The sequence below is a fragment of the Butyribacter sp. genome (assembly GCF_056818865.1).
The window spans coordinates 14,549-27,289 of record NZ_DBLYGC010000004.1 but is presented as its reverse complement, the minus strand read 5'-3'; the positions used below and the strand labels follow the sequence as shown (position 1 = coordinate 27,289).

At 35.9% G+C, this 12,741-nt stretch carries 12 protein-coding genes; all 12 read left to right on the top strand.

Annotation, left to right across the window (positions count from 1 at the left end):
• Nucleotides 1-27 precede the first annotated feature (27 nt).
• The 12 genes from ACZLXV_RS02755 to ACZLXV_RS02700 all read left to right on the top strand — a co-directional run bounded on the left by ACZLXV_RS02755 (nucleotide 28) and on the right by ACZLXV_RS02700 (nucleotide 12,726).
• Nucleotides 28-540: a flagellar protein FlgN gene (locus ACZLXV_RS02755; RefSeq protein WP_482382431.1), complete on the top strand. Its 513-nt coding sequence runs from the start codon at nucleotides 28-30 to the stop codon at nucleotides 538-540.
• A gap of 185 nt (nucleotides 541-725) precedes the next feature.
• The gene (gene flgK, locus ACZLXV_RS02750) at nucleotides 726-2,702 is read left to right on the top strand and encodes a flagellar hook-associated protein FlgK (protein WP_482382430.1); all 1,977 of its coding nucleotides are present in this window, start codon (nucleotides 726-728) and stop codon (nucleotides 2,700-2,702) included.
• A gap of 27 nt (nucleotides 2,703-2,729) precedes the next feature.
• Nucleotides 2,730-4,883, top strand: coding sequence for a flagellar hook-associated protein FlgK (gene flgK, locus ACZLXV_RS02745; protein ID WP_482382429.1), 2,154 nt, complete (start codon nucleotides 2,730-2,732; stop codon nucleotides 4,881-4,883).
• Between the two features lie 172 nt (nucleotides 4,884-5,055).
• Nucleotides 5,056-6,615 carry a flagellin N-terminal helical domain-containing protein gene (locus tag ACZLXV_RS02740; RefSeq protein ID WP_482382428.1) on the top strand — a complete coding sequence of 520 codons (1,560 nt, stop codon included), beginning with the start codon at nucleotides 5,056-5,058 and terminating at the stop codon, nucleotides 6,613-6,615.
• 90 nt (nucleotides 6,616-6,705) lie between these two features.
• Complete coding sequence (gene fliW / locus ACZLXV_RS02735; protein ID WP_482382427.1) at nucleotides 6,706-7,161, top strand: flagellar assembly protein FliW; 456 nt, start codon at nucleotides 6,706-6,708, stop codon at nucleotides 7,159-7,161.
• Nucleotides 7,162-7,169: 8 nt separating this feature from the next.
• On the top strand, nucleotides 7,170-7,400 hold the full coding sequence (csrA, locus tag ACZLXV_RS02730) for a carbon storage regulator CsrA (protein WP_367335664.1): 231 nt from the start codon (nucleotides 7,170-7,172) through the stop codon (nucleotides 7,398-7,400).
• A gap of 141 nt (nucleotides 7,401-7,541) precedes the next feature.
• Nucleotides 7,542-7,967 (top strand): flagellar protein FlaG, encoded by a 426-nt coding sequence (locus ACZLXV_RS02725; RefSeq protein WP_482382426.1) that lies wholly within the window; start codon nucleotides 7,542-7,544, stop codon nucleotides 7,965-7,967.
• Between the two features lie 21 nt (nucleotides 7,968-7,988).
• Entirely contained in the window at nucleotides 7,989-10,160 is a 2,172-nt protein-coding gene (gene fliD / locus ACZLXV_RS02720; RefSeq protein WP_482382425.1) for a flagellar filament capping protein FliD, read from the top strand.
• A gap of 185 nt (nucleotides 10,161-10,345) precedes the next feature.
• A complete protein-coding gene (gene fliS / locus ACZLXV_RS02715; RefSeq protein ID WP_482382424.1) occupies nucleotides 10,346-10,744 on the top strand; it encodes a flagellar export chaperone FliS in 399 nt (132 codons plus the stop codon).
• A gap of 19 nt (nucleotides 10,745-10,763) precedes the next feature.
• Nucleotides 10,764-11,258: a flagellar export chaperone FlgN gene (gene flgN, locus ACZLXV_RS02710; RefSeq protein ID WP_482382423.1), complete on the top strand. Its 495-nt coding sequence runs from the start codon at nucleotides 10,764-10,766 to the stop codon at nucleotides 11,256-11,258.
• A 171-nt stretch (nucleotides 11,259-11,429) separates the two neighbouring features.
• Nucleotides 11,430-12,254, top strand: coding sequence for a flagellin N-terminal helical domain-containing protein (locus ACZLXV_RS02705; RefSeq protein WP_482382422.1), 825 nt, complete (start codon nucleotides 11,430-11,432; stop codon nucleotides 12,252-12,254).
• Between the two features lie 157 nt (nucleotides 12,255-12,411).
• Nucleotides 12,412-12,726: a DUF8042 domain-containing protein gene (locus ACZLXV_RS02700; protein WP_482382421.1), complete on the top strand. Its 315-nt coding sequence runs from the start codon at nucleotides 12,412-12,414 to the stop codon at nucleotides 12,724-12,726.
• Nucleotides 12,727-12,741 lie beyond the last annotated feature (15 nt).

Below are 12,741 nucleotides of genomic sequence, written 5' to 3'. Positions count from 1 at the left end.
CTGGGCGTGAAAAAAGAGGAAAAAGATTTGGCTAGTTTAATGGATGAACTCCTCGAAACATTGAGCGAGGAAAGAGATATTTATGAACAGCTTGCGCCGATATCAGAGAGAAAGACAAAGGTGCTTATAAAAGAAGACCTTGAAGAACTCAAAAAGATAACGGACGAGGAGCAGCTTCTTGTTGATAAGGTGAGTATCATTGACAGGAAAAGAGAAAAGGTTATAAAGAATATCAGTGTGGTTTTAAACAAAGATCCAAAGGAATTGGATTTGGCAACACTCGGAACTATACTGTGCAAGCAGCCTGAGGAAAGAAAAAAACTGAATCAGCTTCATGATTCATTGAAGAAAGTTATGAACAGGCTTGTCGTTGCAAATGAACAAAATAAAGAACTTATAGAAAATTCCCTAGGAATGATAGAGTTCAATATGAACTATATTAAAAGCACAAGGATGTCGCCGGGAAATAACAATTATAATCGTAACGCCGCTACGAGTTACACAGATTCAGACAGAGGCGGATTTGATGCAAAACAGTGATTATATGTTATACATTAAACAAAGAATGTATAGCGTATAGTCATAAGCGTCAGGAAAGATTATGGTTATACGGTGTACATTCTTTTTTTGATTTATGTGATGCAAGAGTCAAAAACAGATAGCAATCTGTGGCATCATCATTTATATGTGATTTGACAGAGTTCATAAAATATGGAGGAAGAAAGATGAGCTTATTTACAAGTTTACAAAATGGGGTTTCAGGTCTGAATGCTGCGTCGGCGGGGCTTAACACGACTTCGCACAACCTTGCCAACACAAAAACGGCGGGATATACGAGACAGCAGAACATTCAGAAAGATATGTATTATCAGACATTCAAAGTTACAAACAATGCAACTATGAAAGTGGGTATGGGAACGTATGTGGCGGATGTACGTCAGATAAGAGACATGTTCCTTGATAAAGAGTACAGACTTCAGGTCAGCAGACAGAGTTTTTATGAGAAACAGGTTGAATGTGAGCAGGAAGTAGAAGATATATTTGGTGAAACGGAAGGCGTAGAATTCAGAAATTCGATGAAAAGCATATGGGAGGCAGTCCAGAACCTTTCAACAAATCCTGAGAGTGTTGTAAACAGACAGCTTTTTATAGCACAGTGTGAGTCGTTTATAGAGACGGCTAAAAATGCCTACAATGCAATTACTAAGTACCAGACGGGTCTAAACAATGAGGTTGCAAAGCAGGTAAAAGAGATAAACAGCATAGCAGATCAGATTGCAGATTTGAACAAAGTAATAGCTGAAAAGGAAGCAGCCGGAATAGAAAATGCAAATGACTACAGAGACCAGAGAAATCTTCTTATGGATAAACTTGCCGGTTATACATATTATACATACAACGAAGATGTAGACGGAAAAGTACAGATATATATAGATGATGCACCACTTGTTATTGAGACAAAATCATTCCATATGAAAACAGAAAGTGCCACACAGACAGGCATGTACAATGTAGTATGGGAAGACAGTGGATTTGGAGAGGTTTACAATACAGACGAAGCGTATTCGACAGCCAAAAAGACAGATACAGGTTCGCTCCTCGGTATACTTACGGCGAGAGGAAAGAAGAACGCCGTATATAGTGATATACCACAGCAGCCTGACCCAAATGACACGAAGTATCAGAAAACAGATGGCTCTTTCAACCAGGATTTATATGATGAAGATTACGGCAAATATAAGGATAAAGTAGAACTCTACAACAATACTACAGGAAATTCAATCCTCACACAGGCAGAAGCACAATTTGATTTGCTTATACATGGCGTTGTCACTATGCTCAATGACATCTTTTGCCCGAATGTTAAGGATGACAGCGGAAGCAGCAAAATACAGTTCAACACAGCTGTGGAGGGAACTACGAAAGATGAAGTCGGAAACGATATTACATTTAAGCTTGATGCGACAAAGAAATATAAGATACTTGATGTGAAGAACACACCTGTGGGAGCAGATGATGATGAAACAATAGGAACAGAGCTTTTTACAAGAACAGGTTCATCAAGATATACAAAAATCACACTTACCGGTCAGGTATACGCAGACAATTATACAGATGAGGATGGAAATCAAATCGGACTTGCAAAAGACAATGGAGACGGAACATTTACACTTTATGTCTACAATGAAGAAAATGTTACCATAGAGAAAGGTACAGATGGCAAATATACATATGTTGAACATGGTGATGATTATACTGAAAAGACTTCAATGTATACAATCACGAATCTTCAGATAAATCCGGATATACTTGCTGACTATTCACTTTTACCTATAAAAGCAAATTCAGCAGGCGGTGATTCGGGAGCATATGCACAGGAAATATACAAAGAGATACTTACAGCCTGGAAGTCAGATTTTGCGGTACTCGACCCTAATACTAAGACATCATACACATATGATGAGTATTACAATGAGATGATAGGAAATTTCGGATCAAAGGGAAAAGTATGGCAGACTGTAGTAGATAATCAGGAAAAACTTGCCCAGGAGGTTGAGGGTAAGAGACAACAGGTGTCAGGAGTATCGACAGATGAAGAGCTTACAAGTCTTCTGACATATCAGCATGCATACAATGCAGCATCAAGATACATAAACGTAGTAAACCAGATGCTTGAACACTTGATAGAGAGACTCGGATAAAAACGAAAAATTCATTGGAGGTAGAATATGGCATCAACATTTTTTGGACTAAATATAGCTGTATCCGGAATGAATACATATAATGCCGTGCTCAACACAACAGCACACAATATATCAAATACAAAAACAACCGGATATTCAAAGCAGGTAGTAAACCAGCAGGCTAAAAAAGCATTATCCCTTAAAACATCTTTCGGAATGCAGGGAACAGGTGTAGAAGTTACCGAAATAGTAAATACAAGAGATTCATATTATGATTATAAGTACAGAAAGAGTACAACAACACTCGGATATTATGATACAGCCAAATATTATATGAGCAGTATTGAAGATTATCTTTATGTAAAAGATGAAAAGAGCGGTGGACTTTCAACATCTTTAGATTCATTCTTCAAATCACTCATAAATATGACAACAGATTCGACAGACACCACAAAGAGAGCTGAAACAGCAGGTTATGCAGATGCACTTGGAGAATATGCAAGAAAAATGTCAACAAATCTTCAGACACTCCAGAATGACATAAACACTGAGATAAGTTCAACAGTCAAACAGATAAATGCGTATGCAGAACAGCTTGCAGCACTTACAAAGCAGATAAACTCACTTGAGGTATATGGAAACCAGGCAAATGACCTTCGTGACCAGAGAGCGAGAATATTGGATGAGTTGTCACAGCTTGCAGATGTTGAAGTGACAGAAAAAAATCCTGAAACAGGAAGCGGACTTCATCAGTACATAGTTGCACTTGGCGGAAATATACTTGTAGATACTTACAATTACAAAACAATATCAGTAGAAGCATCTAAGACAAAGGATAATCAGTGCGATAATCAGGGACTTTACGGACTTAAATGGAGTGACGGACAGTCATTTAATATAAGAAATACAGTACTCGGCGGAAAGCTTCAGGCATTGTTTGAACTCAGAGACGGAAATAACGGAGAAAACTTTACGGCAAAGCTTACAAACAATGGTAATGGTTCATGTATAGGAACAAAAAATAACAAATCAACAATCACATTATCAGCAAAATCAGTAAGCGGAGCAAACAACTGCGATTTAGCAAAATTAAGCATACCGGAAGCGAATGCATGCCTTACTATAGCCGGAAAAGATTATAAATATGATTCATTTGAAGTAACAGTAGGAATTGACGGAACATATACATACACATTTACATTATCGGAACCGCTGGAAGAAGCAGATAAGAAAAACATAAAGACAGCATTCGATAATAGCGAGTCTGCATCGATAGGAGATTCGGTAGACTTTAGAGGAATACCTTATTATATGTCACAGTTAAATGAGTTTATCAGAACATTCTCAGCAAATGTAAACCAGCTTCAGAATGCCGGTTATGACATGGATAATAATAAAGGTGTAGATTTGTTTGTCGGACTTGATAGTCAGACAGATAAGCAGATGAACATGATTGAGCTTATCAGAAACACAAAAGACGGATATTATTATTTGAATGGAAGCAAGGTATTTTCAGGAAAAGTTACAGGAGGAACAACAGATGCTCCGAAGGCAGCAGCCGGCTCAGACCTTGAATCATATCTTACAAACAATGAATATACAATAAAAGGAAAATCTGAAACAGCAGTCAGTGCAAATGGTATAAGCGGAAAGAAATATACACTCTTAGATAAAAATGGGGAAGAAGCAGAAACGATATTTGTACCGGATGACTCTAAAAATGTATTTACTTTCAGTTCATCAACAAAAGAAAGTACGGATGGTAATATTTATTCTTCTTATTATAATGTCACCGCAGCACGTTTTCAGGCAAATAAGGATGTTGTAAAGGATGGAAGACTTATAGCAGCCGCTAAGTATTCACAGGACAAGACAGGTATATCAGAGTCGGGAAATCTTGATAAACTTGTAGCATTGCAGAATGACCAGAATATATTTAAGCAGGGAACACCGACAGCTTTCCTTCAGATAATGACAGCAACAGTCGGAGTAGATTCAAATAAGATAGTGGCAGCAACAACAAACTCTGAAAATATACAAAAAGCGATTGAGAACAGAAGACTTTCGGTAATGGGCGTTGATGAGGATGAGGAAGGACAGAACCTTATAATTACGCAGAATTTGTTAAATGCGCAGTACAGAGTGATTTCAGTAATGAATGAAGTGCTTGACAAACTTATAAATCAGACAGGTGTATAAAATACCAAATCTTCGATTTGGTATTAAAAAAAGGCAAAGACAGCCTTTTCAAGAACGTATATAAAAAAACAAAGACAGTCTTTTTCAAAAATATCTGGCAAAAAAGACGAAGAAAATTTTTTGAATTACCACAATAATACAGGGCTTGATAGTTTATAGAAGGGGGATTGACATGAGAGTAACGAATTCCATGATTTCAAATAGTGCTTCGGCACATATTACAAATGCAAAAAACAGTCTTTTGAAATATTCTGAGCAGTATACGACACAGAAAAAGATACAGAGGCCTTCAGATGATCCGACAGTTGCTGTTCGTTCTTTGAAGCTTCGTACTACATATTCTCAGCTTACACAGTATGCCGAGAAGAATGTAAAAGATGCAATGAGCTGGATGAACACAACAGAAACAGCACTTTCAAACATATCAAAGAAATTTGATAATATGAAATCATATCTGAACCAGGGAGCAAATGATTATCTTAAAGCAGATGACAGAAAGTCAGTATTAACAACACTTCAGCAGTATGTAAATTCTATTTTTGAGGATGAGGCAAATACAGATTATTCGGGAAGATATGTATTTACAGGTTATCGTACGGATACATCACTTTTATTCCCTGAGAATACAGACAAACTTTCATATCAGATAAAAGAAAACTTTTCATATGATTCATTTGACAATATAACTGTAATAACAGGTGGAGCGAATTATGACTCTACTATAGCAAACGGTCAGCAATATACAGATAAAACAGCAAAGAAAAATGAAGTATATCAGTTAAGACTTGCATATGATAACTGCTCAAAAGATGCATTCGCACAGGCAGGCACCAATGGTACAAGCATAGCCATATCGTTCACATATAAAGACCAGACTACAGGTAAAGATACGACAGAAGTTTATGCAGCGGCAGGCTATAATGGAACACCGGCGGCAAAAGGAAATATCATTACACGTTCATCAACAGATACAAATGCATACGAAGTAGGTGACAATGAAATCGTTTATCTTTATGATACAGGAGAAGTTCTTGTCGGTAAAACAAAATATGCAGACATTCAGACAAAGCAGGCAGATTTCAGTGTTACATATGTTAAAAATGATTTTGAAAAGAATGACATAAGACCTGAGATGTATTTTAAATGTACGGCATATGACTCGGTAAACAATAAAACAACTGATTATGCAGACCCAAGTGATCAGGAGATAGAGTACGAGATAAATTACAGCCAGAATATAATCGTAAACACACAGGCAAAAGATGCGATAAGCACGGATATTTACAGAATGGTAGACTATATTTCTAAAACAGTGAAATATGTTGATGAAGTAGAGACAAAGATTGATGAAGTAGACAAAATGATATCAAATACTACTGACAAAGACAAGCTTGCAACGCTCAACAGTCTTAAAACATCACTTGAGACAGAAAGAGACCTTCGCTCAAAGGTAATGACGGATGCTTTTGGAATGGGACTTACAATGATTGATGAAGCAGGGCAGAAAGTAAGCGTTGCAACATCAGAACTTGGAGCAAAATATAACAGGGCACAGCTTACATACAACAAGCTTCTAGATGAACAGACAGATTCGGAAGACAAGCTTTCTGAAAATGAGGACGTAAGCCTTACTGATGTGTACATAAATCTTACACAGGCAGACAACCTTTATCAGGCATCATTGTCCGCAACAGCTAAGATACTTGGAAATTCACTTCTTAATTATATTTAAATAAAAAATCATAACAGATGGAAAGGATGCCGGATGTGATGAATAGAAGTTCATTGCTTCCGGTATTCTAAATTTAGAACGGAGGTTTGTATGAAAATAGATACAAAATATTTCGGTGAAATAGAGATTGGTGATGAAAAGATAATCCACTTTGAAAGCGGTATTATGGGGTTTGAGGAATACAAGGATTTTACTATTCTTTATGACAGTGAAGCAGAGAAAAAGCCGTTTTTTTCATGGCTTCAGTGCGTGACTGAGAAATGGCTTGCTTTTCCGGTTGTCAATCCTTTAAATGTGATAAAAGACTACAATCCCGTAGTGGAAGAAGCACTTCTTGAACCGCTTGGCGAACTTAAAGATGAGGATATAGTTCTTTTTGTACTTGCCACTATCCCTAAAAATGTAAGAGAAGCTTCAGTTAATATGAAGGCGCCTATTATAGTAAATGCCGCAAATGGAAAAGCTATACAGGTAATTCTTGAAAAAGGCAATTACAGTATAAAACATAAAATTATAGAAGACATTGGTAAAGAAACATCAAAATAGGAGGTAGTATGTTAGCATTAGCCAGAAAAACAAACCAGTCTATTATGATTGGCAATGATATTGAGATAACATTGCTTGAAATAAAAGGCGACCAGGTGAAAATAGGAATAAATGCACCCAAATCTGTACCTATATACAGGAAAGAAATATATGTGCAGATACAGGATGAAAATAAAAAAGCTTCAGAGGGAGAGATAGATGTAGAAGCTTTAAATAAGTTATTTTCCGGTAAAGCCTAAAAAAAAGCGTGGAATTGCCGATATAAAGGATAAAGCAAATAGTTTCTTTAGAATGTCATAAAAAGGATTTTGAAACACTTTAAAGAGAGCAACAGTTTATTAAATGTAGTGAAAAAGGAAATCACATGGAGGTGTATTATTATGGAAATAGAATCAGTAAATCAGGCAGGGACTCAGAGTGCAAATGTGAACGCGGCACCGGTATCGGAAAATTCATCCGGCAATACGGTGAAAGCAGTCAAAACACAAGGTAAACCGGTCACAACATCAAATGTAGCAAGTCAAAAACAAAACGGTGGTCAGAATCCTGAGACAGAGACAACTTTGGATGGTAAGAAGGTAGCTCAGAGCACTATTGACAGCACTATGTCGGACATAAACTCAAAAATAAAAATGTCTAATACACAGCTTAAATATTCAATAGACGAAGAAACACAGCGAATATCCATAAAAGTTATTGACCAGAATACAGACAAGGTTATACGAGAAATTCCACCTGAAGAAACGCTTGAAGCAATAAAGAAGATATGGGAAATAGCAGGTATTATAGTAGATAAGAAATTATAAGAAATAAAAGGAGGTATCATTATGCCAATAAGGATGACAGGACTTACATCGGGACTCGATACAGAATCTATTGTAAATGCCCTGATGTCAGCACAGCGTACAAAGCAGACAAAGGTTGAAAATAAAAAACAGAAACTTGAATGGAAGCAGGAAATTTGGAAGGGACTCAATACAAAGATTTACGGATTTTATAAAGATTCGCTTTCAAAGATGAAGTATGCTTCAAACTATTCGACAAAAAAAGCCGCAGTTAGTGATTCAACAAAACTTACAGCAACTGCATCAACAAAGGCCGCAGCAGGTTCATATAAGGTTGAAATCCATTCTATAGCATCAGCACAGTATGTAACAAGTGGAAAACTAAGTACTTATAAAGATAGTGATGGCAATGATAAAACAGCTACTTCTTCAACAAAGCTTAATGATTTAGGGATGACATCAGGTACTGTCTTAAAGTTAAAAGTTGGTGATAAGTCAACAGCGTTAGAGGTAAATGACAGTACTACAATAGATGATTTTGTTAAATTCTGCAGTGATGCGGGACTTAATGCCACATTTGATGAGAAACAGCAGAGATTTTTCCTTAGTTCAAAAGACAGTGGTTCAGAAAATTCATTTGAATTGTCTGCTAATGATTATTCAGGTGACGGTAAGAACATTATAAATAACATTAATGATTCAGTGGGACTTTCAAATCTTACATCAGAACAGAAGAAAACATATAATTCTATTGTATATGGAGCAATATCAGCTAAAAAAGAAATCTCAAGTGAAGATATTGCTACATTACAGACGCTTGCAAAAAGTTCAGCAGATGCAGAGGCAACAAGTAAAGCAACAGCTTTTTACAGAGCAAAAATGGAAAAAGGTTATACTATTTCGGATGAAGCTGAAAAAGCAATCCGTGAAAAGTATAAGGATGATACCACATTAACTGATGCTGATAAGGAAACAGCTATTCAAAAAGAAATAGATGAAAAAAAGAAAACTGAAATCGATGCGGCAATGGCAACTGACGAGAGCAAAGCTGCTATAGCAGAACTTGTTAAAAAAGGAATAACAGATGCTACTGTTACAGGTGCGGGATTATCATCAGATGATGCATCAAAGTACACTTTTGCAGAAAAGACAGAAAGAGATAAGATTGCTGAAGAAGCAGTGACAAATTCAGTAAAAGCATATAATGCTGTTGCAAAAACAGGACTGACATCGGAGAGTAGTGCATTGTCAGCTTTGGGAATGCAGAATTTTAGCATGGAAGCTCTTAAGGACAAGCCAGGCATTTCAGAGACCGCACCTGGAAAGGGAATGGTTCTTACAAAAGCTAAGGATACAGAAGTTGTATATAATGGAGCAACGCTTACGAGCACGACTACCAGTATAGATGTAGCAGGAGTAACACTTAATCTTCTTGGAACTACACAGACGGGAGAAATTCAAGATCCGAATGACCCAGATAAAAAAATACCTGTATATGGAACTGTTAATGTAACAGTAAGCAATGATACATCAGCTGTTTATGATACAATAAAAGAATTTATTACAGAGTACAACAGTATTCTCAAGACGATGAATACATATTATGATGCGTCATCAGCAAGCAGTTATGAAGTACTCACCGACGAACAGAAAGAGGCAATGTCTGATGATGAAGTTGACAAGTGGAATACTAAAATCAAGGATTCATTGCTTCGCAGAGACAGCACGCTAAGTGGACTTATATCTACTATGAAAACCAATATGATGGGTACAGTTACTGCGTCAAATGGCAAGACATATTCGCTTGCTAACCTTGGTATTACGACTTCTTCAAAGAATTATAATGAGGGGGGCTTACTTCATATTAAAGGTGATGAGGATGATGATGAATTTGCAGACTCAACAAATACACTTATGCAGATGCTTGAGGAAGATCCTGATACGGTCAAGGAAGTATTGTCAGGACTTGCGAAAAATCTTTATGACGGTTTAAATAAAAAGATGGGAACATCTACACTCAGTAGTGCACTTACATTTTATAACGATAAAGAGATGGCATCGCAGCTTTCAGATTACAAGAAAGAAATATCAGATTGGGAATCGAAACTCAGTGATATGGAAGAAAGATATTATTCACAGTTTAGTGCGATGGAGACTGCACTTGCAAAGATACAGAGTCAGCAGAATACATTGTCAAGTTATCTTGGAAGTTAATTAATTATATATTTTACATAATACATTTTAAAAGTAGCGGCAGAGGTTATATCAATTGTTGCTACTTTTAAAATTTTGTTAAAAAGAGCAAATTTTATCTTTATAATATTATTGAAATTTAGTAAAATAAAAAAAGCTGGATATATGTATGTAAATTAAAATTAATCGAGAAATGAGGAGAAAATATGATACCAAACAAGAGGAATGCGGCACAGGCATACAAACTTAATGCAATAAAAACAGCATCGCCGGCAAGACTTACGAGTATGCTTTATGATGCAGCAGTCAGATTTACAGACGCAGGTATAGAACTTATGGAAAATGATCCTAATAATTATGAGGAGATAAATAAGAATTTAAAAAAAGCTCAAGATTGTATAATGGAGCTTAGAATGGGGCTTGATTTTAAATATCCTGTAGCGGGCGAGTTTGAAAAAGTATATGATTATATATATAGAAGACTTGTTGAAGGCAATATGAAAAAAGATGTAGATATAATAAAGGATACACTTACGCATATACATACCATGCGTGATACTTGGAAAGAGGTAGTGCGTTTAAATAATGAAGGTAAAGCGAAGTGATGATTGAAAGGTCGGTTATATGGAAAATATAAATGTATATATAACAATTCTTTCAGATTCTCTCAGAAAAAAAATAGATGTATTGCAAAATATCCTTGATTTGACAAAAGAACAGGGACAGATTTTAAGTGAATCGGATATAGAAAAAATGGATGTTGATGGATTTGACAGAATTGTAGAGAAAAAATATGAGCTGCTTAATGAAATGCAGGAACTTGATAACGGATTCGATTCAGTTTATAAAAAGATAGGAAAAATGTTAGCAGATAATAAAGACATGTATAAATCCGAAATACTTCAGATGCAGAATCTTATAAGGACGATTACAAATATAGGTATGGAACTTGAAAGTCTTGAACAGCAAAATAAAACAAAGTTCAATACTTATATAAGAAATAAAAGACATGCTATAAATGACTTTAAACAGTCAAACAGAGTTGCTACTTCATACTATCAGAATATGTCAAACCAGCATAGAGTATGGCAGTCGCATTTTTTGGATCAAAAAAAATAAAAATATTAAAAAAAAGCTAAAGTCATATGGCAATCAACCGATATATATATTGAGTAAGTTAATACTTATAATAGCTTTTGACTATATGTGTACGGACAGATAGGAAAGCAAAATTATTAATTATTATCTCAATGGCATGGAAGCCATTGTAAATTCAAGGAGGAAAACATTATGATAGTACAGCATAATATGACTGCGTTAAACGCAAACAGACAGTTAGGCATCACAAATACAAATCTTTCAAGAAGCACAGAGAAGCTTTCTTCAGGTTATAGAATCAACCGTGCGTCAGATGATGCTGCAGGACTTTCTATTTCAGAGAAGATGCGTGGACAGATCAGAGGTCTTAAACAGGCATCTACAAATGCTCAGGATGGTCAGTCACTTATCCAGACAGCAGAAGGTGCTATGAACGAAATTCACTCAGTTCTTCAGAGAATGAGAGAACTTGTTGTTCAGGCTAAGAATGATACATATTTATCAGAAGATCGTGCTAAGATTCAGGCAGAGATGCAGCAGCTCGAATCTGAGATTACACGTATTGCTACACAGACTCAGTTCAACAAGATGAACCTTCTTAATGGATCATACAAGAGTAAACAGATTCAGGTTGGTGCAAACGATAAACAGACAATCAGCATTAGCATTACAACTATGACAGCTAAGAAGCTTGGTGTAGACAAGATTCATTCAGCAGTTCGTAAGGCTAAGGGTAGTGCTATCGGAATACAGCTCACAAAGATTGATGAAGCTATTACAGCTGTATCAGAAAAGAGATCAGATCTTGGTGCTATTTCAAACAGACTTGACCATACAATCGCAAATGCTGATAACATGGCTGAGAATCTCCAGTCTTCAGAAAGCAAGATCCGTGATGTAAATATGGCATCAGAGATGGTAGCATATTCAAGCATGAGTATTCTTCAGCAGGCTGGACAGTCTATGCTTTCTCATGCAAATCAGGCTACACAGGGTGTTCTTTCATTACTTCAGTAATTAAAGAATATTTTGTATGGCATAATTATATGCGTAAGAGACCAGACAGGGTGTTGTTTATTCATATTATGATTATAACAGTTACTCTGAAAGGGGCTGGCGTAAAGCCAGCCTCTTTTTTTTGAAAATAAATAATTAAATAAGAAAGAGGTTTATTATGAGTAAAGAAAAAGAGCAGATTAAAAGTACGATTAATGAAGTGCAGGAAGTTGTAGATTTATTTTATCAACAAAATGATAAAGATGCATTTGAAAAATTTATGTTTGTGTTAGAAGATATGACAAAAGCAATTGATAATCTTGCAGTATATAAGAATTCTAATCCGGAATTTGTAATGGATGAAGGTAAAATTTTCAGTATATTGAGTGATGCAATGGAAGCTCTTCAGTCTGACGATAAAGTTTTGATGGCTGACATATTACAGTATGATTTTATAGAATACATAAGTGATTTGGTAGAAAATATGGAGTAGCGGATAAATTATGGC